At 60.3% G+C, this 24,177-nt stretch carries 18 protein-coding genes; 11 read left to right on the top strand and 7 right to left on the bottom strand.

The window, feature by feature from the left end:
- Positions 1–226 precede the first annotated feature (226 nt).
- The 9 genes from C0456_RS10190 to C0456_RS10150 all read left to right on the top strand — a co-directional run bounded on the left by C0456_RS10190 (position 227) and on the right by C0456_RS10150 (position 12,809).
- Positions 227–880: an OmpW family outer membrane protein gene (locus C0456_RS10190; RefSeq protein WP_291051325.1), complete on the top strand. Its 654-nt coding sequence runs from the start codon at positions 227–229 to the stop codon at positions 878–880.
- Positions 881–1,050: 170 nt separating this feature from the next.
- Positions 1,051–2,886 carry an ABC transporter ATP-binding protein gene (locus C0456_RS10185; protein ID WP_291051322.1) on the top strand — a complete coding sequence of 612 codons (1,836 nt, stop codon included), beginning with the start codon at positions 1,051–1,053 and terminating at the stop codon, positions 2,884–2,886.
- 45 nt (positions 2,887–2,931) lie between these two features.
- Positions 2,932–4,158: a threonine ammonia-lyase gene (locus C0456_RS10180; protein WP_291051319.1), complete on the top strand. Its 1,227-nt coding sequence runs from the start codon at positions 2,932–2,934 to the stop codon at positions 4,156–4,158.
- Between the two features lie 83 nt (positions 4,159–4,241).
- The gene (locus C0456_RS10175; protein WP_291051316.1) at positions 4,242–5,132 is read left to right on the top strand and encodes an FKBP-type peptidyl-prolyl cis-trans isomerase; all 891 of its coding nucleotides are present in this window, start codon (positions 4,242–4,244) and stop codon (positions 5,130–5,132) included.
- Positions 5,133–5,149: 17 nt separating this feature from the next.
- The gene (gene cysQ / locus C0456_RS10170; protein ID WP_291051314.1) at positions 5,150–5,938 is read left to right on the top strand and encodes a 3'(2'),5'-bisphosphate nucleotidase CysQ; all 789 of its coding nucleotides are present in this window, start codon (positions 5,150–5,152) and stop codon (positions 5,936–5,938) included.
- A gap of 22 nt (positions 5,939–5,960) precedes the next feature.
- Positions 5,961–7,310 (top strand): phosphoglucosamine mutase, encoded by a 1,350-nt coding sequence (gene glmM / locus C0456_RS10165; RefSeq protein WP_291051311.1) that lies wholly within the window; start codon positions 5,961–5,963, stop codon positions 7,308–7,310.
- Positions 7,311–7,398: 88 nt separating this feature from the next.
- On the top strand, positions 7,399–9,252 hold the full coding sequence (locus tag C0456_RS10160) for an AMP-binding protein (protein ID WP_291051308.1): 1,854 nt from the start codon (positions 7,399–7,401) through the stop codon (positions 9,250–9,252).
- Between the two features lie 80 nt (positions 9,253–9,332).
- The gene (locus C0456_RS10155) at positions 9,333–10,289 is read left to right on the top strand and encodes an alpha/beta hydrolase (RefSeq protein ID WP_291051306.1); all 957 of its coding nucleotides are present in this window, start codon (positions 9,333–9,335) and stop codon (positions 10,287–10,289) included.
- 174 nt (positions 10,290–10,463) lie between these two features.
- The gene (locus C0456_RS10150; RefSeq protein WP_291051304.1) at positions 10,464–12,809 is read left to right on the top strand and encodes a TonB-dependent receptor; all 2,346 of its coding nucleotides are present in this window, start codon (positions 10,464–10,466) and stop codon (positions 12,807–12,809) included.
- Between the two features lie 115 nt (positions 12,810–12,924).
- Here the strand turns inward: C0456_RS10150 and C0456_RS10145 are convergent, their stop codons facing one another.
- Positions 12,925–15,813: a TonB-dependent receptor gene (locus C0456_RS10145; RefSeq protein ID WP_291051301.1), complete on the bottom strand. Its 2,889-nt coding sequence runs from the start codon at positions 15,811–15,813 to the stop codon at positions 12,925–12,927.
- A 188-nt stretch (positions 15,814–16,001) separates the two neighbouring features.
- Between C0456_RS10145 and C0456_RS10140 the strand changes: the two genes are divergently transcribed.
- The gene (locus C0456_RS10140; protein WP_291051297.1) at positions 16,002–17,429 is read left to right on the top strand and encodes a protein adenylyltransferase SelO family protein; all 1,428 of its coding nucleotides are present in this window, start codon (positions 16,002–16,004) and stop codon (positions 17,427–17,429) included.
- A gap of 67 nt (positions 17,430–17,496) precedes the next feature.
- Positions 17,497–18,672: a CoA transferase gene (locus C0456_RS10135; RefSeq protein WP_291051295.1), complete on the top strand. Its 1,176-nt coding sequence runs from the start codon at positions 17,497–17,499 to the stop codon at positions 18,670–18,672.
- On the opposite strand, the gene C0456_RS10130 is transcribed toward C0456_RS10135, so the two are convergent.
- The 6 genes from C0456_RS10130 to ftsH all read right to left on the bottom strand — a co-directional run bounded on the left by C0456_RS10130 (position 18,673) and on the right by ftsH (position 24,146).
- Positions 18,673–19,431 (bottom strand): YebC/PmpR family DNA-binding transcriptional regulator, encoded by a 759-nt coding sequence (locus C0456_RS10130; protein WP_291051292.1) that lies wholly within the window; start codon positions 19,429–19,431, stop codon positions 18,673–18,675.
- Positions 19,432–19,520: 89 nt separating this feature from the next.
- On the bottom strand, positions 19,521–20,210 hold the full coding sequence (locus tag C0456_RS10125) for a DUF4328 domain-containing protein (protein ID WP_291051289.1): 690 nt from the start codon (positions 20,208–20,210) through the stop codon (positions 19,521–19,523).
- Positions 20,211–20,278: 68 nt separating this feature from the next.
- Positions 20,279–20,629 carry a hypothetical protein gene (locus C0456_RS10120; protein WP_291051286.1) on the bottom strand — a complete coding sequence of 117 codons (351 nt, stop codon included), beginning with the start codon at positions 20,627–20,629 and terminating at the stop codon, positions 20,279–20,281.
- 16 nt (positions 20,630–20,645) lie between these two features.
- Positions 20,646–21,248, bottom strand: a complete 603-nt coding sequence (locus tag C0456_RS10115; RefSeq protein ID WP_367179245.1) for a hypothetical protein — start codon at positions 21,246–21,248, stop codon at positions 20,646–20,648.
- A gap of 46 nt (positions 21,249–21,294) precedes the next feature.
- Positions 21,295–22,098, bottom strand: a complete 804-nt coding sequence (locus C0456_RS10110) for a hypothetical protein (RefSeq protein WP_291051281.1) — start codon at positions 22,096–22,098, stop codon at positions 21,295–21,297.
- Positions 22,099–22,226: 128 nt separating this feature from the next.
- A complete protein-coding gene (gene ftsH, locus C0456_RS10105; protein WP_291051278.1) occupies positions 22,227–24,146 on the bottom strand; it encodes an ATP-dependent zinc metalloprotease FtsH in 1,920 nt (639 codons plus the stop codon).
- Positions 24,147–24,177: the final 31 nt, after the last annotated feature.

Below are 24,177 nucleotides of genomic sequence, written 5' to 3'. Positions count from 1 at the left end.
ACAGCGCCGCACCTCCCGATAGCAGGACACAGTTAAAGGCCAGCATCGCCGCCCCTGATTTTTATCTCAATACGGACGAGTACCTAAATGAGCGCATGTGCCGCGCGGCCCGGAGCCGCGCGGCAAACTGGGCAATTTCACCTTTAATTCCAGAGCGTTACCTGATGCTCATCACTCACAGAAACAGCGGGTTTCGACAATGAAAAAGCTCCTCGCAGCCACCTTGATGGCAGGCACAGCCCTGATGGGATTTGCCGGCACGGCTTCGGCCGAAGACAACCCCTGGATGGTGCGCGCACGCGTCATCGGCGTTCTGCCCGACGAGTCCGGCGCCCTGTCCGTGGGTAGCACCCGCCTGCAAGGCGGCGTGGACATCAGCGACCGATATGTGCCGGAACTCGACATCACCTACTTCTTCACCAAGAATATCGCAGCAGAGCTGATCCTGGGGGTAACCCCCCATGATGTGAAAGCAACCAGCGTGACGGTGCCGGGCGCCCTTGCCAATGCCAATGTTGATCTGGGCGATGTCTGGCTTCTGCCCCCTACCCTGACGCTGCAATACCACTTCCAAAACGGCACACGCTTCAAGCCGTATGTGGGCGCCGGGGTCAACGCGACTTTCTTCTTCAACGAAGATGCTGGCCCTGTGGCTGACGGGATCGATTATGATCCGAGCTTCGGCCCCGCACTTCAGGCTGGGTTCGACTATGATCTCGATGGCAAGGAAGGCGGCTGGGCACTCAACGTCGACGTCAAGAAGGTCTGGATCAACACGGATGTCACGGTCGACTTCACCACCGCTCTCGGCGCCAAGGTGAACGCGGATGTGGACATCAACCCGCTGATCGTGGGGGTCGGCCTCGGCTACAAGTTCTGATCTGGCCACAATCAGATTGGGGCAATACCAGCCTCCCATCCCAACCCTAGACTGGTATTGCTTAAACGAGAACGCCGCGCCCGCTGTCCAGCTGGCGCGGCGTTTTTTCTGCGCCTTGAATCTGCTGCTGCCTCTTGCGCCCCGGCCCTAGCCCGTTACTCGTCATGGTCATGACACTTTTGACTGTGACCGGCCTGAAGGTCGATTTCGAGACGCCCGATGGCACTGTGAACGCCGTGAAGGGAATTTCCTTCGGCGTTTCGCCTGGTGAGTGCGTTGGCATCGTGGGCGAAAGCGGTTCTGGAAAGAGCCAGTCCGCCCTTGCCGCCATGGGCCTGCTTGCCGGGAATGGCAAGGCAGAGGGCAGCATCCGGTTCGGCGACACCGAAATGCTGACAGCTTCGGCAGCCCAGTTGCGCAACATTCGCGGCGCTGAAATGTCGATGATCTTTCAGGATCCCCTCACCAGCCTCACCCCCCATATGACCGTCGGCGCGCAGATGCGCGAAATCCTTGCCCTGCATAAAGGCTTGAAGGGCGCAGAAGCCAACGACCGCTGTATCGAATGGCTGGAACATGTGCGCATCCCGGAAGCGGCGCGGCGCATGGAACAGTTTCCGCATGAGCTGTCGGGCGGTATGCGGCAGCGCGTGATGATCGCCATCGCAATGCTCTGCGGGCCGAAAGTTCTGATCGCCGACGAGCCCACCACAGCGCTGGACGTGACCGTCCAGGCCCAGGTTCTGGAGCTTATGGACGAGCTCAAGCGCGAGACCGGGACCGGAATTGTTCTGATCACGCACAATATGGGCGTCGTTGCCCGCATGTGTGACCGGGTGATCGTGATGCGCTATGGCGAAATCGTCGAGCAGGGCACCACAGACGAAATCTTCTATTCGCCCCAACACGACTATACAAAAATGCTTCTGGCGGCTGTACCGCGCCTGGATATGCCCGACCCGCCGGGCCGCCCCCCGCTTTCAGCCGCGCCGCCTGCAGAGGCAGAGCCAATTCTGCGGGTCGACGATATGAAGGTTCACTTCCCGATCCAGATCAAGGGAGGCCTGTTCGGGAAGCGCAAGCCGCTCAAGGCCGTCAATGGTGTGAGCTTTGATCTCCGGCCGGGTGAAACATTGGGCGTGGTCGGAGAATCCGGATGCGGAAAATCAACGCTCGCCCGGGGTGTCCTGCGCCTCATTCCGCCGACCGCCGGCACGGTCGCGTGGCTTGGCAAAGACATTGCCAAGGCCAGTCGCAGCGAAATGGATGGCCTGCGCGACGAGCTTCAAATCGTTTTCCAGGATCCCCTTGCCAGCCTTGACCCCCGAATGACTATCGGGGCCTCCGTGGCCGAGCCCCTGCTGGTGCATGAGCCGGGCCTCTCCCGCGCCGAACGCGAGGCACGTGTACGCGAAATCCTGCCGCGTGTCGGGCTCGATCCAGGCCTCATCAACCGATATCCGCACGAACTCTCCGGCGGCCAGAACCAGCGTGTCGGCATTGCTCGCGCAATGATCCTGAAGCCGAAGCTCGTTATCTGTGACGAAGCGGTCTCCGCGCTGGATGTGTCGGTGCAGGCGCAGGTGGTCGACCTGCTGATCGAACTTCAAAAGGAGTTTGGCCTCTCCATGATCTTCATCAGCCATGACCTTGCCGTCGTCCGCCAGATCAGCCACCGGGTCATGGTGCTTTATCTTGGACGGATCGTCGAGCTTGCGGACAGGAACGCCATCTATGAAGACGCGCGCCACCCCTATACGCAGGGCCTTATTGCAGCGGTGCCGAACGCCGATCCGCGCGGCGAACGCGCGCGTGAACGGGTGAAACTGACAGGTGATTTGCCGAGCCCCCTCGACAGCCGGGCCGCCTTGCGCTTCCTCAAGTCGAAGCTGGTGGATGATCCGAATGTGGATCATTATCAGCCTCAACTGGTCCAGGTGGCCCGGAACCATTGGGTGGCTGAGCACGACCCTGCCCCCGGCGCAGCAGGATTGCTTGTAAATTAACGCCTGCCCGAATAGGGTGCGGCCGCTTTGCCGGAACCCTTGATCATGCCCGATACCCTGACCTCTTCCCTGCCCGTTACCCTCGCCGACATACAGGCCGCCGCCAAAGTGCTCGAAGGGCAGATTGAGCGGACAGAGCTCGCGCATTCGAAAACGCTCTCGGCGATCACCGGCGCGCAGGTCTGGGTCAAACTGGAAAACCGCCAGTTCACCGCCGCCTTCAAGGAACGCGGCGCCCTGAACAAGCTGGTGAAGCTCTCCGACAAGGAGAAGAAGGCTGGCGTCATCGCCGCTTCAGCCGGCAACCATGCCCAGGGCGTGGCCTATCATGCCCGCCGCCTCGGCATTCCGGCCACTATCGTGATGGCCGAGACCACACCCTTCAACAAGGTGGAACATACCCGCGATCACGGCGCCCGTGTGGTGCTGGAAGGCATGATCTTTGACGAGGCCAAAGAATACGCTCTGACACTTGGTGAGAAAGAAGGCCTGACCTTCATCCACCCCTTCGATGACGCAGACATTATTGCGGGCCAGGGGACAATTGCGCTGGAAATGCTGGCGGACAATCCGGATCTCGACACGCTTGTGGTTCCGATCGGCGGGGGCGGGCTGATCAGCGGTATCGCCATCGCCGCCAAAGCCCTCAAGCCCGACATCAAGATCATCGGCGTGGAAGCGGCGATGTATCCCTGCATGCACGCGGCGCTGCGCGGCAAGTCGCCCAAAATGGGCGGCGCCACGATTGCTGAAGGCATCGCGGTCAAGGAAGTGGGACAGCTGACGCGCCTGATCGCCCAGGAACTGGTCGATGACATCGTTCTTGTGGAGGAGGAGCATCTGGAGCGGGCGATTACCCTGTTCGTTGAAGTTGAGAAAACCATCGCCGAAGGCGCAGGCGCCGCAGGTCTGGCAGCCCTGCTCGCCCACCCCTCGCGCTTCTATGGGCGTAAGGTCGGGCTGGTGCTGTGCGGCGGCAATATCGACACGCGCCTTCTCGCCTCGGTCCTGACGCGCGCGCTCGTCCGTGAGAACCGGCTTGCCCGCATCCGTATCGTTGGCGATGACCGGCCGGGTCTTCTGGCGCTGGTGTCCAAGATTATTGGGGATCAGGGCGCCAACATCATGGAAGTGGCCCATAACCGGATTGCGCTGGATGTGCCGGCCAAAGGCGCCGAGTTCGACATTCTCATGGAAACGCGGGACAGCCAGCATACGCAGGAGGTCATCGACGCCTTGGCCCAGGCCGGATACCCGCCTCGCGCCATTTAGGGTGCCCTTCAGGGCAGGTGACTAACCCGCGAAACCAGCCTAGAGAGCAACCGACCTTTTTGCCCTTTCAGGAGGCTCGCGCCATGTTCCGCGCCTTATTCATCGCCGCAGCCCTCAGCCTTTCGCTGACCGCCTGCGCCCCGCAATCCAAAGGCGCCGCCGAGGAATCCACCATGACGTCTCCCGTCGACAAATACCTTCCCTGGAACCCTGACGCCAAAGGGATCGTGACGACGGAAAGCGGCGTGCAATATATTGTCGTGAAAGAAGGCCCCAAGGGCGGCAAGAAGCCAGTGTCGTCGGACCGGGTCAGCGTGCACTATGATGGCCGTCTACCGACCGGGGAAAAATTTGATTCTTCGCTGGATCGGGGTTCGCCCGCCGAGTTCCGCCTGGATCAGGTCATCCCCGGCTGGACTATCGGCCTCCAGGAGATGAGCGAAGGCGACGAGTTTGTCTTCTACATCCCCAACCGGCTTGCTTACGGCCAACAGGCTCGCGGGAATGTCATCAAGGCGGGAGACGATCTCGTCTTCTATGTGTCGCTTCTCGGCATCGTGGAACCCAAGAAATCAGACGCCGCCGCCTGGGCAAAATACTATCCCTGGAACCCGGAGCTTCCCGAAGTCCAAAAGACCGATAGGGGACTGCAGTACATCATTCTGAAAAGCGGGGATGCCGCTGGCCAGCCGCCGGTCGGCGGGCAGCTCGTGGTCGTGCATTATGAAGGCCGCCTCGGAGATACCGGCGAGCTATTCGACTCCTCCTATCAGCGCGGCGATCCGGAAGTGTTCCCCTCCAATCAGCTTATCAGCGGCTGGGTCGAGGCGCTGGCCATGATGAAGCCCGGCGATCACTGGATGCTCTATATCCCGTCTGAACTTGGCTATGGCGAACAGGGCACGCCCGGCGGCCCGATCCCCCCAAACACGGCCCTGCAGTTCGAAGTCGAGCTGCTTGATGTGATGCGCTGAAGGCCATCAGTTCACAGATGTCTCTCAACGCAACGACGCTCGCCGCTATCGCTCTGGCCGCCGGAAAAGAGATCATGCGGGTCTACCGCACGGATTTCAGCGTCAGCCACAAGGATGACCATTCGGTCCTGACAGAAGCCGATGGCCTCGCTGAAGCGATCATCCTGAAGGGTCTTGCGGAGGCCGACCCCGGCCTGCAGGTGATTGCCGAAGAGGCCGTCGCCAGCGGCCACATGCCGGAACATGGGTCCCGCTTTGCGCTCGTGGACCCGCTGGACGGCACAAAGGAATTCGTCGCGAAGAATGGGGAGTTCACTGTGAACATCGCCATTATCGAGCACGGCCGCCCGGTGATGGGCGTTGTCTATGTTCCCGCGCAGCATCGCCTGTTCGTGGCAGAAAGCCCAACGCATGCCTGGCAGGCAAAAGCCGCACCGGACGGCCCGGTACCCACCAAACGCGCGCCGCTCAAAATCCGCCCTGCCCCAGCTGCGGGCCTGACCGCTGTTGCCTCGAAATCCCATCGTAGTCCCGATACAGATGAATGGCTTTCGCGGTATCCGATCGCCGAAATCAAGGGGGCCGGATCTGCTCTGAAATTCTGCCTCGTGGCGGCCGGAGAGGCGGACGTGTATCCGCGCCTTGGCCGCACGATGGAATGGGATACTGCCGCTGGCCAGGCCGTCGTAGAAGCTGCCGGCGGGCGCGTGCTGACCATTACGGGCGAGCCGCTCCTTTATGGCAAAAGAGAACGCGGATACGATAATCCCAGTTTTGTCGTCTTTGGAGATGTGACGCCGCGCTGAACGGCCGTCCTCGGAGGAAAGCATGGCACGTCAGTATTTTGGAACGGACGGTATTCGCGGCCGGATAAACAGGAGGCCGATGACCGCCGAAACGGCGCTGCGACTGTCCATAGCAGCTGCGCGAACCTTTGCGCCTCAAGGCGGGCGTGAAGTTGTGATCGGACGTGATACGCGCCTGTCCGGCGAGATGATCGAAGCCGCGCTGGTCGCGGGCTTCACATCCATGGGAATAACGCCTGTGCGTCTGGGTGTCGTACCAACACCTGCAGTGGCTCTGATGGCGCGGGAAACCGGCGCCGCCCTCGGCGTCATGGTCTCGGCGAGCCATAACAAATTCGAGGATAATGGCCTCAAGCTCTTCAGTCCCGATGGGGTGAAGTTTGACGATGCTGTTGAGGAGGCACTTGAGGCCAGCATGGGCGCCGCGTTTGAGGGAGAATACGCCGCCCCCGCAGACATCGCCCTCCCCCGCGAACTGGCTGGCGCTTCAACCCGATACGTCCGGCGCTGCCTCGACACACTGACGGGCACCAGGGACTTTTCTAAACTGAAGATCGTGGTTGATTGCGCGCATGGGGCGGGCTTTGAAACCGCACCAGTCGCGCTGAGAGAGCTTGGCGCGCAGCTTACGGTCATCGGCGATGCGCCCGATGGAGTGAATATCAATGCCGGCGTCGGGTCGACGGCGACCGGCGCCCTCAAAGCGGCTGTTCTAGAAACCGGCGCGGATATCGGCATCGCGCTGGACGGTGATGCAGACCGGCTGATCGTGATAGACGAGACAGGCGCCGAGGCCGACGGAGACCAGGTCATGGGTCTCATTGCCGGAGAAATGTACCGCACGGGCCGGCTCAAGGGCGGCGGTATGGTAGCGACGGTCATGTCAAACATGGGATTGTCGGAATACCTGAAAGCCGAAGGGCTGACGCTCGCGCGGACAAAGGTCGGCGATCGGTACGTTGGTGAGCATATGCGCGCACACGGATTTAATCTCGGCGGTGAACAATCCGGACACATCATATTGTCGGATGTGTCCACAACGGGCGATGGCCTTCTGGCAGGACTTCAGGTCCTGTCAGTGCTCGCCGCGCGTGGCGGCAAGGCATCAGACATGCTGCGCGTCTTTACGCCCGCGCCTCAGAAGCTCGTTAACATACGCTATTCCGGCGCGAACCCTCTCGAAAGTGATAGGGTCAAGACCGCGCTTGCAGAGGCAGATGACATGCTTGCCGACCGTGGACGGATGGTTGTTCGCAAATCGGGCACCGAACCGCTCATTCGCGTGATGGCTGAGGCTCTTGATGAAGCCCTGATGCTGAAAGCACTGGAGCACGCGGTAAAAGCCGTAAATGCAGAAGAAGGCGCGAGCTGAGCACTGTTTGCGTGGCGTCACCTGTTGCGCGCGCCCACCGGGCAGTTATCCTCTGGAGAGATACTCAATATTCCCGGAGGAACTTCCAATGGCCGAAGGTCAATCCCTTCCCCCGTTTCGCCCCCTGCCGCAGAAGACCCCTGATGTGGAAATGATCCGCAAGGGCGATGCAATCTACATCAAGTCACGCCAGGCACCGGGCGCGCGCCCCAGGACGATTCCCCACGCGCTTGACGAACGCGCGGCCCTGCATCCTGACAGGGTTTTCATCAAGGAGCGTGATCCGAAGACGGATCAATGGGTGGAGGTCACTTATGGCGAGGCAAAGCGGCTGACGGATTCTCTTGCGCAGGCCTTTCTCGATCTGGGCGCGGGGCCGAATGCGCCGGTCATGATCCTTTCCGGCAACTCCATTCGCGCGGCCCTGATCATCCTGGCAGCCCAGAAGATCGGCGCGCCCGCTGCCCCGATCTCGGTTCCCTATTCCACCATGTCGAACGATTTCGACAAGCTGAAGCATTGCTACAACACAGTGAAGCCAGCCATCATCTTTGCCGAGCAACTCGCCCCGTTCCAGAAAGGCATTGCCGCCCTCGGCGCGCAGAACTGCACCATCGTCAGCGCCGATCCCGGCGGAGACAATTCCGTACGGCGGTACGATGATCTTGTCGGAACCGAGCCTACACCCGCCGTGGCCGCAGCAATGGCAACTCTGACGGATGATAGCGTCGCGAAATATCTGTTCACATCGGGCTCCACCGGCATGCCAAAACCTGTTCCACAAACGCAGGGCTCCATGTGTGCCATGATTGCCGGTCAGGAAGGTCTGCGCGATGATGCGCGCGATCCCGACTACGATCCAGGCAAGGTCGCCAACGTGCTCGACTGGCTCCCCTGGAACCACATTTCCGGCTCGAATGTGAACTTTAATGGCGCGCTCTGGAATGGGGCCACCTTCTGGATCGATGGCGGCAAGCCCACCCCTGCGCTTTTCCATGAAACCCTCCGCAACATTCACGAATGCAGCCCCTCTACCTTCGGCACAGCGCCAATTGCCCTGGCCATGCTCGCTGAAGCCATGGAGCAGGACGAAAGCCTTCTGAAGGCCTTCTTCAAGAACATGCGTTCGATCGGTTATGGCGGCGCCACCCTGTCGGATGACCTCTACGACCGCCTTCAGGCCCTTTCGATCAGGGCGACCGGCCGCCGGATTCCGATCATCACAATGTACGGCGCCACCGAAACACAGGGCATCACGGTGGTTCACTGGGAGGCCGAGCGGGTCGGCCTGGTTGGCCTCCCGCTTCCCGGCACAACCCTCAAATTGGTTCCCAACGGCGAAAAGCTCGAAGTGCGCGTCAAAGGGCCGAGCGTCATGCCCGGCTATCACAATGATCCGAAGAAAAACGCCGAGGTCTTCGATGAGGAGGGCTTTTATTGCCTCGGCGATGCGGTGAAATTTGTTGATGAGAGTGATCCCAATCAGGGGCTCATCTTCGATGGCCGCGTCGGCGAGGACTTCAAACTCTCGTCCGGAACATGGGTTTCTGTGGGCACGCTGCGGCCGGATTTCGTGGCCGCCTGTTCGCCCCTTATCTTCGACGCCGTGATCTGCGGCCAGGACAAGGACTTTGCCACTGCGCTCGTCTGGCCCTCGCCGGTAACGGCAGAGCAATATGCCAAAGCTGCGGGCGATCCCGCCAAGGGCTTTGCCGCGCTGATGGCAGATCTTGCCCGCAAGGCAGCGGCCTTCAACGCTGGCGAACCGGGCTCATCGCGCCGCATCAAGCGGGTTCTTGTCATGACCGACCCGCCAAGCATTGATGCCGGCGAGATCACCGACAAGGGATATGTGAACCAGCGCCTCGTGATCTCCCGCCGGGCAGCTCTTGTTCAGGCGCTCTATTCAGAGCCGCCCGGGCCTGGCGTGATCCAACTGTAGGAGCCAAGGGCGCACCTCCCCCTTGTTTCATCACGCACGCGCCCTCACATCGCCGGAATTGCCCAGCAGGTGTATGGCGTATGACATTTGACGATGCCTTCCGCAGTTTCAGGGAAAAGCTGCATCTTCCGGAGATGCAGCCCCCTGATCTGCGCCTGCCGATTGAACGCCTTCGCCAACAATTCTTCCGAATGGATTATTCCGGGGAGCCCGACGCGCCGGAGCTTGCCGAAGTAAAGCTGCTGACCGTTCCCGGCCCCTCAGGCCCCCTCAAGGCGCGCCTCTATGTGCCCCTGGGCGCGGGCATTCCACCGGGCCCGGGCATCCTGTTCTTCCATGGCGGCGGCTTTGTGCTGGGCGATCTTGAAAGCCATGACATGATTTGCCGGCGCATGGCTGAAGGCTCGCGGTGCCGGGTGCTGGCCATTGATTACCGGCTTGCGCCGGAAACCTGCTTTCCCTGCGCGCACGACGACGCGCTCGCCGCCTGGCACTGGATCAGCAATAACGCAGAAGAGATCGGCATTGACCGCCGCAGGATTGCCGTTGCCGGCGATAGCGCCGGCGGGAACCTTGCCGCCTTCATCTGTCAGCAGATGAACCGTGAGGGCGGCTCCATGCCGGCATTCCAGCTGCTGCTCTATCCACTTCTGCAGTTTGCGGACATTCGCAGCAAGAAGATGTCGCCTCAGGAAAGCGGCTTCTTCATTTCCGTTGGCCTTTTCGAATTCTTCCGGGGACATTATCTGCCCGACCCTGAAACCTTTATGGATCCGCGCATATCGCCGCTTTTTGCGTCCCCCGAAGAACTCCGCAATCTCCCGCCCGCTCACATCATCGTATGCGGATGGGACCCCTTACGTGATGAAGGGCTGGCCTATGCCGCAAAGCTCCGCGCCATGGGAATCCAGGTGAGCGAGAAGGAATATCCTTCGATGGTACACGGATTTCTGAACCTTACTCATATCTCTGCAACCGCACGAATAGCAGCTCGGGAAGTGGGAAAGGTGACCGGAGAGGCTCTGGGTGCGATCTAAAAACCCCCTTTAGTTCCAAAAAGGGACGCTATTTCGTGACCCAAGGGCAACACTTGGGATTTAAAGCTATTTGTTGCGCCGCAGCAAATATTTCAAATGCTTGATAACTGTCTATTTAGTTCGCAAGGGCCAGACACCGCTGGCACCGATAAGTACTAGAGGAAACTCCCAGAAATGACGCTCAATAAAATGCTGATGACGTCTGCTTCCGCAGCCCTCATCCTCTTCGCCCCCGCCTATGCGCAGGAAACCCCCGAAGAAACGGCCGCGCGCGAATCCGCAATTGATCGCGTGCTCGGCACGGTCACCGTGACCGCCACCAAAAAAGCAAACGTCGAAGACGTGCAGACAGTCGCTGTTGCCATGACGGCCTACAACGCAGACACGCTGGACGCCCTTAACGTCACAACCCTCGAGAGCCTGAGCTATTCGGCGCCCAACGTCTCGCTCGACGATGTGGGCACCGCGCGCGGCACGGCCAACTTCGCAATCCGCGGCCTCGGCGTGAACTCCTCCATTCCGTCGATCGACCCGGCTGTCGGCGTTTTCATTGATGGCGTCTATCTCGGCGTCAACAACGGCGTTGTCGTCGACATGTTCGATCTCGACAGCATCGAAGTCCTGCGCGGCCCGCAAGGCCTGCTCTTCGGCCGCAACACCACGGGCGGCGCGATCGTCGTCAACACGGCAAACCCGACCGACGAATTCTCGCTGAAGCTGCGCAGCAGCATCGAAAGCCCCATCGACAGCGGCCGCGGCGGCCCCAACAGCAATCTTCAGGCTATCGTTTCGGGCCCGCTGATCGAAAACGTCCTGAATGGCAAGCTCGGCGTCTCCTACAACTATGACGACGGCTACTTCAAGAACCTCTACAATGGCGAGAACCACGGACAGCTCCGTTCCCTGACCTATCGCGGCGCGCTGGAATTCATGCCGACTGACTCGCTGACCTTCCTCGGCAAGCTGGAATACACCGACTCGCGCTCCGATGGTCCTTCGGGCAAAAACCACGCCTATTATGACCGCGACAATTTCGATTTCTCGATCAACAATCCGGGCTTCGGCGAAAACGAAACCATCCAGGGATCGCTGCGCACCGATCTGGATGTTGGCTTTGGCAATGGTGTGATCACCAACATCTTCGGCTATCGCAAGTATGAGTCGACTTCCTCCTCCGACATCGACGCGACGCCCTTCACACTGTTCCACTCAAATGCCGAGTTCAATCAGGAACAGTACTCCAACGAGCTGCGCTATGCCGGCACGTTCGACAAGCTGGACCTGACGACGGGCGTCTACTACTTCGAGCAAACCCTGGATTATACAGAGATCCGCAACCTGCCGAGCACCCGCCCGGCCACGCTCCCGGCTTCCATTCCGTGGGGCTTCTACGGCGGCGGCAAGCTCGATCACACCGTTTGGGGCGCCTTCGCCAACATCGACTATTCCATCACTGACAAGCTGATCGCCACCGCCGGCGTACGCTACTCGGTGGAGGAAAAGGCGGGCGACGTAATCTACATCCGTCCTCGCAATCCTTGCTCCGTGATCGCGGGCACATGCTCGCCTGACGGCACCAACGCCCTGATCAGCCTCATCTCCGGCGGATTGGCGCAAGAACCCAATGGCTTCCGCGATTCCAATGAGTGGAAGAACTGGACCCCGAAAGTTGGCCTGCAATATTTCTGGAGCGACAACCTCCAGACCTATGGTCACTACACCAAGGGCTTCCGCTCGGGCGGTTACAACTTCCGCATCACCGATATCCCGATCTTCAACCAGTTTGTCGCGCAAACCGGTAGCCTCGGCTTCGATGAGGAAGAAGTTGATTCCTACGAAGTCGGCTTCAAGGCGCAGAGCGCAGATGGCCGCATTCAGGTCAACGGCGCGGCCTTCATGACCGAAGTCGGCGACATGCAGCGCGAAGTGAACACGGCCGGTGCGTCCGGCGTTGTTCAGAACATCATCAACACAGCTGACGCTACGATCTACGGTCTTGAGTTTGACGGCCGCGTCGCTGTGACAGATACGCTTCTGGCCTCGTTCAATGTCGGCTTCATGGATGCTGGCTATGATAAGGTGTTCTTCGACCTGAATGGTGATGGCGTTATCAACGATGCAGACCTCAACCTCGACCTCCCCCGCGTGCCGCCGATCACCTATGGGTTCGGCCTCATGAAGGAGTTTGATCTGGGCACCTCAGGCGCTATCGTTGCCCGCGCAAACTATCAATATCGCGACCGTATTGCGTACACGGACAGCAACTTCGGCTGGATCCAGGATGCAAATATGGTCGACATGAACATCACCTGGGAAACGCCGGTTGATGGCCTCTCTGCCTCCTTCTATGGCAAGAACCTCCTCGACGAAGTGCAGCTCGGCAACGACACCCAACTGCCCTTCCCTGGTCCGAACTCGACGGGTCTGAACTATTCTTATCCGGCGCTTCCGGCTGGCGGCACCTTCTCGCCGATGAAGAAAGGCCGCCTGCTCGGCCTGGAACTGACCTACGTCTACTAAGATCAGTGGCCATCGGGCCAAGGATCCAAACTCAAAGGGCGGCCCGCAGGCCGCCCTTTTTCTTTGATGGTGACGCAAAAAGAACGGCCCCCGGTATCGAGGGCCGTTCTCCTACTTAGCTCCCGCCGCCAAATCTCTTGGTCAGGCTGATCTTGTAGGTCCTGCCGAAGGGATTGTGCGTGTAAGGATCGTAATTCAGATCAAACGCAGCAAACGGTGGATCTTCGTCGGTGACGTTGACCACACTGAGCCCAATGTCGAATTCGAACGGGGCCTTCCAGTTGTAGAACAGGTCAAAAGTCGTTTGCGAATCGATCTCCGCACCGACACCCCCCCGCGCGGCGGGGGCCCGCTCGTCCTTGTAGCTGTCAATGTGGCGCATCACAGCCCGGAAGTTGTGGTCTCCCAGGGCATAGTTGGCAAACACGTTAGCCTTCCACTGCGGCATAGAGCGCGTGAAGTTCGACCGGTTGAACTGACCGACATAATCACCGCCGCCGATTGAAACGCCTTCGACAAAATAGGGGGCTACCTTGTACTCAACGATATATGTCGCATCGAGGCCAACCGAAACCTCCCCGCCCATTGGGCCATCCGCCCATGTGTTATTGAGGCGGAGGTCAATCCCCGAAGTCTTGATATTCGGACCGTTGACAATTCCCGTCCGCACACGCGCAATATCTGATCCTGCGGCCGGGGTTCCGGTGCCGGTAATGATATTGTTGGGATCATTGAAGGTAATCCGGTTTAGGATCGGTGCAGAGAGATCCCCCGCCCGCAACGCGGCGACAGCAGCTGCCACAATATTCGACTGTTCTTCAACGATAATCGGATCGTCAAAGTCGAAATTGTAATAGTCGAGCGAGGCGTTGAAGCCGCCTTTCTGGAACAGACCACCAAAGTTGAAGCTGAAGGCGGACTCCGGTTTCAGATCAGGATTTCCAAACTGATCGATCGCCTTAAACGCCGAGGCCGCAGAAACAAACTGCAAGGTTGTCCCCACGCCATCAAGCTGGTTGAGCGTGGGGCCCCGGAATGACGTCTGGGCGGAGCCACGCAGCGCAAAACTGTCGCTCACCTGCCATTTGGCAGCGACCTTCGGGTCGAAGGTAGATCCCGTTGCACCGCCATAATCCTCGTACCGGACAGCAACCTGCATATCCAGGTTGTCAAAGAGAGGCACTTGGAGCTCACCGAACACGGCGTAAATCGTCTGGTCCCTGTCTGCTGGCACAGTCCCGGCAAGGAAGGAATACGGCCCCGTGCCGCCTGGCCCAGGCGTGACGTTTAGGTTCGTGAGGTCAGACATCGAGAGTTTATAGCTCTCGCGGCGAACCTGAACCCCGGCTGCCCAGCCAATGGCGCCGCCAGAAGCCTGCACATTGCTGAGGCCGGAAAGCACCGCATCAAAAACCAGAAGGTCGGTTTTCGCTGTTGTCTCGCTGCCATCTGTCATCCATTCGGCAAGCTCGACCGAGTTCTCAAGCCCCGGGACATAGCCGGGGTTTGCCTGGCCGGTCACGGCGTTCGCGGCAATTCCATTCGAGAACGGGTTGTAATACTGGCAAGTCCCCTGCCCGGCCACAAGGGATCCGGTATAACCTGCAGCATAAGGAACAGTGCCGGTTGCAGGATCAAAGCCCGTATTGGGATCAGTACAGATACCGAAGCCCCGCAAGGCGGACGTCAGACCCGTGATATAGGTGTCATTGGTGAGCCGGTATCCTTCGGTCGTGGAGTAGGACAGCCCGACATCATAATTGACGTCATTGTCAAAACTTCCCGTGAGCGATCCGGATCCCCGCCAGGTGTTGTAGTCGCGGCTGCCTTCCTGCGCACCGCCTGTGCCTGGGAAGCCACCCAGGCCGAAGGAGCGGCCGATGAATAGTGCAGCAACGGTCCCCGCCGGAAAGGCTCCTGGATTGTCAGCAATGTATCGTTGAAACGCCGGGTGGCTTGCAAGCACGACCTGGTTCGTCAGCACCTGTGGCGGATAGGAAGGCGAGGTTTTCCAGGTCGGCACATCCGTCTGCGCATACATGAGCTCAAGATGCAGTTCAGCGCCGTTACCGAGCTGTCTGTTATATTCGGTCAGGAACTGAAAACGCTCCTCTTCCTCCACAAGGTTATCAAACTGCGTGAAGTTAAAGACGCATGTGGGCGCCAGAGTTCCGCCGAGAGCCTCGCATCCGACATCATTCACATTGGCCGCCAGCGGCGTTAGGCCAGTTGCGCCAATCCCGAGCGGTACAAACCGGCCCGGATTTGAAATCGCAGACCAGCCACCTACAGGATTGTTGGCATAGGGCTGAACACCCCAATCCTTCTCGTTCACGGCCACCTCACTGCGGAACTGATATCCGACCGACGTGACCCAGCTGAAATTCGAGCCCTGCAAGCCGTACGCGGCAGAGATATCATATTCGCCATCGGTGCCCTCGAAGGTCTGATAGGAACCACCAATTTCAAAACCGTCGAGATCATCTCGTGTAATGAAGTTGACCACGCCGGCAATCGCATCCGAACCATAAAGCGCTGCAGCGCCGTCCTTCAGCACTTCAATCCGGCCGATCGCGATCGAGGGGATGCTGTTAGTGTCGACAAAAAGCTGGGCCTGCTCACCGATCGAGTAAGGATGAAATGTATGGCGGCGGCCATTGATCAATACCAGCGTCCGCGCGGGCCCCAGCCCCCGCAGGTTAACGTTCGAAGTACCCTCCAGACCGTTCGAGGCAAACTGGTTCGTCTGCCCGTCCACGCCCGAGGAAACGCCGAGGTTCCTGATAAGCTCGGTGACCGACGGCCTACCTTCGAGAACAAGGTCTGCCGCTGTCAGAACATCCACCGGCAATGCAGCATCCTCCGGGCTACCCTGGATATAGGAACCCGTGACCGTCACCGTGCTGAGTTTGCGCTCGCCATCGTCCTGTTGAGCGTTGGCCGTCATTGCACCGCTCAGCGCAATTGCTGAGGCGCAAAGAAGCGCTCCTTTGAAATACTTCATTCGTTTCCTCCCGTTTTATGAGGTCCAAGCGCAAGCTTTTGCCGCTTGTCATTAATTGGACTCAGTCTCACTCTTATGCGGTATTGACGTCCCGGAAAGGGGTGACTTGTGCTGCAGCGCTGCATACAAAAAAGGAACCTTTGGGCCCCATCCAATTTAGTCCGCCTACCCACAAGCTGGTTTAATTCATGCAGACCAATCCTCCCGAACAGCCCTCTTCGGCCGCCGCGCCATTCCTTCGGATAGCGGATTCTTTCGCGGATCCAGTGGCGCCGGCAGATTTTCCATCCGCGCTTTTGCGCTGGCGCAACCAGCGCTGGGCGGCCGAAACCGGGCTCGGCGATCTTTCGGAGGAAGCCTGGATCAGGCACTTTGCCCGCTTTGAGGCCCTCCCCGGAAACCTCCCTGAGCCGCTGGCCATGCGGTATCACGGCCATCAGTTCGGCACCTATAATCCTCAACTCGGAGATGGGCGCGGCTTCCTCTTCGCCCAGCTGCGCGACAAGGCCGGGCGTCTGCTTGATCTTGGAACCAAGGGGTCAGGCCAGACACCCTATTCCCGGCAGGGGGATGGCCGGTTGACACTCAAGGGCGGCGTGAGGGAGATCCTGGCAGCCAGCTATCTGGAAGCCCTCGGGGTAAACACATCCAAGGCCTTCAGCCTTGTCGAAACGGGCGAGGCGCTGAGCCGGAATGACGAGCCCTCCCCCACGCGCTCCTCGGTACTGGTGCGCCTCTCTCATAGCCATGTCCGCTTCGGCACCTTCCAGCGCTGCGCCTGGCATGAGGACCGGGAGAGCATGGCGCGGCTCGTCGATTACTGCATCGCCGAATTCTACCCGGCAGCCGATGCACCAGAGATTGCGCTCCGGACAGCAAATCTCCTCGAATGTGTTGCAATCGCTACAGGCCGGATGATTGGCCAGTGGATGGCGGCCGGCTTTGTCCACGGCGTGATGAACACGGACAATTTCAATATCACCGGCGAGACTTTCGATTTCGGCCCCTGGCGCTTCCTGCCGGTATCGGATCCGAATTTCACCGCAGCCTATTTCGACAGCCAGGGGCTTTACCGCTTTGGCCGCCAGCCGGTGCAGGGCGGCTGGGCGCTGCAGCAGCTCGCGTCTGCCATGTTGCTACTCGCTGAAGCAGACGGCCTTGCCAACGCGCTCGTGCCTTATGAGACGGTCTATCGGGACAGCTTCATCGCCCACACCCACCGCCTGTTGGGGCTTGAGCCAAAAAATGACACGGGTACTGACATTTCGTTTCTACAAGCGTTTTATGCCTGGATGACAGAAAGCGGGGCGATCTGGCCCCAGACCTTCTTCGACTGGTTTGGAGGCAGCGCCAGCGAAGCGCGGGCAGCAGCCTCACCCCAGGCCAGCCTTTACGATACTGCTCAGTTTGCCCCTGTCCGCGCCGCGCTGATGGAGCGCGCACCTCTCCGCCCGGAACGGCTTGGTAACGCTTATTTCCAGAATGCATCCCCCGTCAGCCTGGTGGTGGAGGAAGTTGAAGCGCTCTGGGCGCCGATTGCCGACGCCGATGACTGGTCCCTGTTCCACGCGAAGACGGATCACATCGAAGAGGCGCGTCTCGCTCTGGCGCTTTAACCCAAGGGAACACCTTGATCTTCCGGGGCGCCTGCAGGCACTTAGCCAAAAAATATGGAGGCCCTTAATGACCGATAAGTCCCGCCCTGGCCCGCTTTCCGGAATCCGCATCGTAGATATGAGCTCGGTTGTGCTCGGGCCGTTTGCGACGCTGATCCTTGCCGATCTCGGAGCGGAGGTCATCAAGATCGAGCCCCCGAAAAAAGGCGACACCATGCGGTATGCCGGCGCCTCCCCCACGGGCGACCTCGGCCCGATCTACATGGCGCTCAATCGCAACAAGAAGGCGATGACGCTGGACGCCAAGACGCCTGAGGGCAAAACCGCCCTGACAGAGCTGCTGAAAACCGCCGATGTGTTCTTCCACAATGTGCGCCTCGCCGGCATGGAACGGCTCGGCTTTGGCTATGAGCAGGTCAAGGCCCTTAAAGAAGACATCGTCTATGTTCACTGCGCCGGCTTCGGCAAAGGGGGCGCCTATGAGCGCCGCCAGGCTTATGACGATCTCATTCAGGGCGCGTCTGGCTTTGCCGATCTCAACGCCCTGCGTTCTGGCGGCCGGCCGGAATATGCCCCGTCCCTGGTAGCGGACAAGACGGCGGGCCTCTTCGCCACCTACGCCACCCTGGCGGCGCTTTTCCACCGCGCCCGCACCGGCAAGGGCCAGTTCGTACAGGTGCCGATGCTGGAGAGCTTCACCTTCTTCAACATGGTCGAAAATCTCTATGGAGAGACATTCCTGCCGGGCAACGGCAAGCTCGCCTACACCCGCTCCATCAACCCGAACCGCCGCCCCTACCCCACAAAGGACGGCTATATCGGGCTCGTTCCGTACTCGGATGAGCAATGGGAGAAGTTCTTCGCCATCGGCGGCATGCCCGAGATCTTTAAAGACCCACGCTTCTCAACCTATCAGGCCCGCACCGAAAATGTTGGCGCGCTCTATGCCCTGATCGAACAGGTCAGCGCCACCAAGACCACCCATGAGTGGCTGGAACTGATGGACAAGGCAGACATTCCCGCCATGCGCTACAATACCATGGCCGAAGTGCTGAGCGATCCCCACCTCGTCTCGACCGGCTTCTTCACCGAAGCGGAGCATCCCGAGGCCGGAAAATACCGCACCATGCGCCATCCGGTACACTTCTCGGAAACCCCCGCCAGCCTGCGGCTTCCGCCGCCGCGCCCAGGCGCCGATACCGAAAGCATTCTAGAGAGCCTCGGCCTCGGCGCTGAAGGCTGATCAGCCCCCAGCCAGGCGCGCCATCTCTTCTTCCGAGAGCTCGGAATTGTCATAGACGTTCTGGACGTCATCAAGCTCATCAAGCACGTCGAGCAGCTTCATCAGCTGGTCGGCGGCATCGCCGGAAACCGGCGTCGTGACCTTAGGCTTCCAGATGATCTTCGCCGAGGTGGGCTCCACCTTGTTGCCAAATGTCTCGGCCAGCGCAGTGGAAACGGCGGCGAAATCTTCCCGCGCCGTGTAGATCCAGTGGCCATCCTCATCGGATTCCACGTCCTGTGCGCCGGCCATGATGGCCGCATCCATCACCTCGTCGGCCGTTCCGGCGCTTGCAGGATATTCGATCTCGCCAAGCTGGTCGAAATTGAACGACACAGAGCCGGTCGTACCCAGCGCGCCGCCATTCTTTGAAAAGGCGGTGCGTATGTCGGTGGCGGCACGGTTCTTGTTGTCCGTGGACGCTTCGATGATGATGCCGACGCCGCCAGGGCCAACGCCCTCATAGCGGATATCGGCATAGTCTGCGCCGCCGCCGGACTGGCCCTTGTCGATCGCCCGCTGGATATTGTCCTTGGGCACCGAAACACCCTTGGCGTTGGCAATCGCCAGCCGAAGGCGCGGGTTCATGGCCGGGTCCGGCCCACCCATCTTCGATGCCACGGTGATCTCTTTGGACAGGCGCGCGAAAAGCACGGCGCGCTTCTTGTCCTGCTTGCCCTTACGGTGCTGAATGTTGGCCCATTTACTGTGCCCGGCCATGGGAAAACCCCTCGATACTGTCTGGTTTCTGGCTGTGTGGGGCGGTGTCTATCGCGCCAAAACGTACTTGGGAAGCCGCGCCGGTGCGATCAGCCAAACGTATCGGCCAGGCCGCCGGACCGCATCTCGGTCTGAACCTGCGTTACCTGCTTCGTCGTCCGCAACAACAGGATCCCGCACACGACCGAAAGCGCGCTGCCAACCGCGCCCACGATAATGCCGGCATCATAAGTCGGTAGCGGATCGGTGAAGCCTGTCAGGCGCAGGGATATGTTGGCAAGGATGTTCGAGCCGATCCACGTTGCCCACCACCAGCCGACATAGGCCGCAACCTTCTCAGGTCTCCCCGCGAGACGGTGAGACTCGCGCCATATCTGCAGCATGCCTTCAAACGGCTTCCAGATGTTGGCGATTGGAATGAAATACCACCCAACCGCCCAGCCCGGTGACATAGTGGCCGCCACAGCCCCGACAATGTGAAGGTTCTTCATGGCCCTGTAGGTCCACATCGAGACAAGGATGACCGAAGCGACCAGTCCGCCGATCTGGGCGAGGCTGACGCCGAGAACGGCCAGGGAAAAAGCCGACGACATCGCCCCCAGATCCAAATACGGGTCGAGCTCCCGCGCGGTCAGGAAATAGTATTCGACAAGGCTCGCCAGTGCGAGGCCAGCCTCCCCCGCCATATAGACAAAAAGCGCCACCCGCATCGGCTTGAACCGGCCCATCAGCGGACGTGTCAACTCCGTCTGGCCTGAAGCCCCAGCAATATCTGCCATGATATGCATCCCCGATCTCTTGCAACCCCGAATGGCACCCTGCCACGGATCATGGGCGTGGCAAGGGCTTACAGATGGCCGAGCTGGGCCAGAGCGGCCGCCAACCTTCGAACAATCTCCTGCCGCACCTTCCAGCTCAGCCAGGCTTTATCCATGCGAGAGAGCCAATGCGAATTGACCGCGCTGAATTCGGCCCCCAGCACGCGGGGGTCCGGGAGGATCTTCTGCCCCAGAACACTGGCGACATGGGCCATCTCCTGAGGGCTGGCAAAATGGAGTTCATGGCCCCGGTGTTCGAGTATCCAGACCGGCCAGCCCTTCCCCGCCTCCGGTTGAGGGAAAGGCGGCTCAAACTGTGCCGCAGCATGAAACGCGCCGTCCACCGGCCGGTGGACGTAGGGGCTGACCGGCGTTCGCACCGGTTGCCCGCGATACTCACATCGGAGGCGCAGGGGGCGCCCAGTGCGGCGGCGGGATGTCCACCGGCCTGGAGAGATCCACTTCGACGCGGAAGAAGCGCTCCGGCCGTTTCAGTTCGTAGGCAAACATCTGCTGGCCTGAGCGCACTTCCACCGCCCACACATTAGCCTTCGATACCGGAATGCCTTCACGGTCGAACAGATCCTTTGTGGACTGATCAGCCGGGAACTCCTGACGCGCGGCGGAAGGATCGGAAACCGAGTAGCCGCCATAGCTGGTCAGCGCGTCAAGGCTGCCGTCCTCATGGCGATGGACGTGACGCAGCTCCCAGCCGCCCCCCGGTCCCGTCGCCGTCAGCACCCAGGTGCGCGAGCGATCTTCGCCCACACTCAGCGGCAGACGGAACACGCCCGACTCGCAATCGCGCACATGCACGACAAGGCGGTTCTCGCGCCACTCGTCATCCACCGCGTCATGGCTCACCACCCGGCCTTCAAACGCCTTGCCGCAGACGGCCGAAAGTCCTTCCGCAAACGGAAGGTCAGGCGGCCCGGCAGGCGCCGTCGCGCAGGCGGCCAGAAGAAGGGCGAAGGCGGGGGCAACTGCCAATCTCAGCATCATGACAGGCAACCTACCGGCCACCCCCGGAAAGGCAAGCCTTCGCTCAACTGCCTGCGGCCGCATTCTCTGCAGATACGGGCTTGATGCTGTGGGCCTTCACGGCAAGCTGCTCCAGAGCGCTGCGCAACTCCCCCGCCAGCTCCAGCACTGCCTTGGCAGAAGCATCCTTCATCATCTCCTGACGCACCTGCCAGGAGTTGATTGTGCGGGACAGGCCCTTCTTGTCGGCAAACGCCGTCAGCGTCGCATAGGGATAACCATTGCGCACATCGATCAGAATGCCGCTTGCCGCTGCCTCTGCCTCAACATTGCGCCCAGGCAGCACAAACATGCCTATCACGGTGAGGTCGGCAAAGGAAAGCGCACTGCCTTTGCTCCGATTGCTCGTGGAAACCTCATAGGCAAGCACATAATCGAGATGCTGGCGCGCTGCGCCGCGGCGGATTTCAGCGATCGTATCGGCGGCCGTGTAGGAATAGCGCGGCTTGTCATTCTCCGGCGCCACCATCGCGGCAATCAGGGGGCTGACGGGCACGAACTCACCATAAAGACCATCAAGCTGCTGGGCCAGCGCGGCCCACGCCTCCCCTTCCCGCTCCGGGATCGCCGCCAGATGACCCCGCTCGATCCGGGCGAGCCCGATGCGCGCAGGAAACCTGATATCGGGCTCCACAGCCGCGATCTGGCGAACCTGAACGTCCACCTCCGAAGCCACTGCGCCAGCCGCCGGGGTGTAACTGCCATCATACCGCGCCAGATAATCCGCACCCGACGTTGTTTGCACATGCGTTGCGCAGGCGGTTGCCATCAGAAGGGCCAAACCCGCTGTCACCAGATTGAACCACATCCCCTCGCTCCTACTTGCCGGTTTGTCAGAAGACAGATTACCGGAAATTCAGACCAAAATGCGCCCATAAAAAGAAAAAACCCTCCCGGGAGCCCGGAAGGGTTTTCTAAAATGTTGCAACAGAAATATCAGGCCGGATTGGGCTCAACGTCACCGATGCCATCATCCTTGGGCTTCTTGCGCTTGCCGATCACGGGCACAGCGGAGGCGGGCCCGGCATCATCATCCGAAATATCCGGACGGCTCGGCGGAGTGCCCTTCAGAAGGTTGGCAATCTCTTCGCCCGACAGCGTTTCAAACTCAAGCAGACCGGTGGCAATCGCTTCCCACTCATTGCGGTATTTCGTCATGATCTCGCGGGCGTCTTCCTTGCCCTTTTCGATCAGCTTACGGACTTCTTCCTCAATCTTGCGCGAGGTTTCTTCCGAAATATGGCTCGACTGCATCAGTTGCTGGCCAAGGAACACGTCTCCTTGGTCCGAGCCGTAATCGACCGGTCCGATGATGTCCGAATAGCCCCAGCGGGTGACCATGGCGCGGGCAAGACGGGTTGCTTGCTGGATGTCGGACGCTGCGCCGGCCGTGACATTGTCATCGCCGAATTTCAGCTCCTCGGCCACGCGCCCGCCCATGATGATGGCAAGGCGCGAGGTCATCTCGACCTTGGACATGGAGAGCTTGTCGTCTTCGGGCAGCTGCATGACCATGCCCAGCGCGCGGCCGCGCGGAATGATCGTTGCCTTGTGGACAGGGTCAGCGGCGGGCACTTTCATCGCCACGACAGCGTGGCCGGCTTCGTGCCAGGCGGTGAGGATCTTTTCCTTCTCCGACATGACCATCGATCGGCGCTCGGGCCCCATCAGAACCTTATCCTTGGCATCTTCAAACTCTGCCATGGCGACCACCCGCTTGCCACGGCGGGCAGCGAGAAGGGCGGCCTCATTAACGAGGTTGGCCAGGTCAGCGCCGGAGAAACCGGGTGTGCCGCGCGCAATCGTCTTGGAATCGACATCCTTGGCGAGGGGCACATTGCGCATGTGAACGCGCAGGATCTTCTCGCGGCCGATAATGTCGGGATTGCCGACGGTCACCTGGCGGTCAAAGCGGCCCGGACGCAGCAGCGCCGGGTCAAGCACGTCAGGACGGTTGGTCGCCGCCATGATGATGATGCCTTCATTGGCTTCGAAGCCGTCCATCTCGACCAGCAGCTGGTTCAGCGTCTGCTCGCGCTCGTCATTGCCGCCGCCGAGGCCGGCGCCGCGCGAGCGGCCGACAGCGTCGATCTCGTCAATGAAGATGATGCAGGGTGCCGAGCGTTTGGCCTGCTCAAACATGTCGCGGACGCGGCTGGCGCCGACACCGACGAACATTTCAACGAAGTCCGAGCCCGAAATTGTGAAGAAGGGCACGCCGGCTTCCCCGGCCACAGCGCGGGCGAGCAGCGTCTTACCCGTACCCGGCGGGCCAACCAGCAGCGCGCCTTTCGGGATTTTGCCGCCGAGGCGCTGGAATTTTGAAGGGTCCTGCAGGAATTCGACGATCTCCTGCAGCTCTTCCTTGGCTTCATCAACGCCGGCAACGTCATCAAAGGTGACGCGGCCCTGCTTCTCCGTGAGGAGGCGGGCGCGAGACTTGCCGAAGCTCATCGCGCCGCGGGTGCCCCCGCCCTGCATCTGGCGCATCATGAAGAAGACAAAGCCGACGATCAGCAGGATCGGCAGAAGCGACAGAAGGACCGAGGCCACATTGTTGCGGCCGGTATCGGGCTTCACCGAAAAAGGAACATTGTTCTGGGTGAGAACGTCCTCGGTTTTCATGTCGAGGGCACGCAGCTCGCTTTTCAGCGTCCGCCCATCCGTCGTCTTGGCGATGATGGTGGTATCTCCCAGCGTCGCATCGGCAATCTTGCCCTGTTCTGCGAGCTGATAGATCTCGGACAGCTTTGTAGGCTGGGCACGGGCAACCTCAGGGTTGCCGCCCATCATTACAGCCATACCGATTACGAGCAGGGCGAGCGCGCCCCATATCGCCAAATTACGGACGTTCATAGCAAGGTTCCGTCAGAGACTATTCGATCCA

The sequence above is a fragment of the Hyphomonas sp. genome, from assembly GCF_013823385.1.
Taxonomy (GTDB): Bacteria; Pseudomonadota; Alphaproteobacteria; order Caulobacterales; family Hyphomonadaceae; genus Hyphomonas.
The sequence above is the reverse complement of the archived record's forward strand: the minus strand, read 5'-3'. Positions and strand labels throughout refer to the sequence as shown.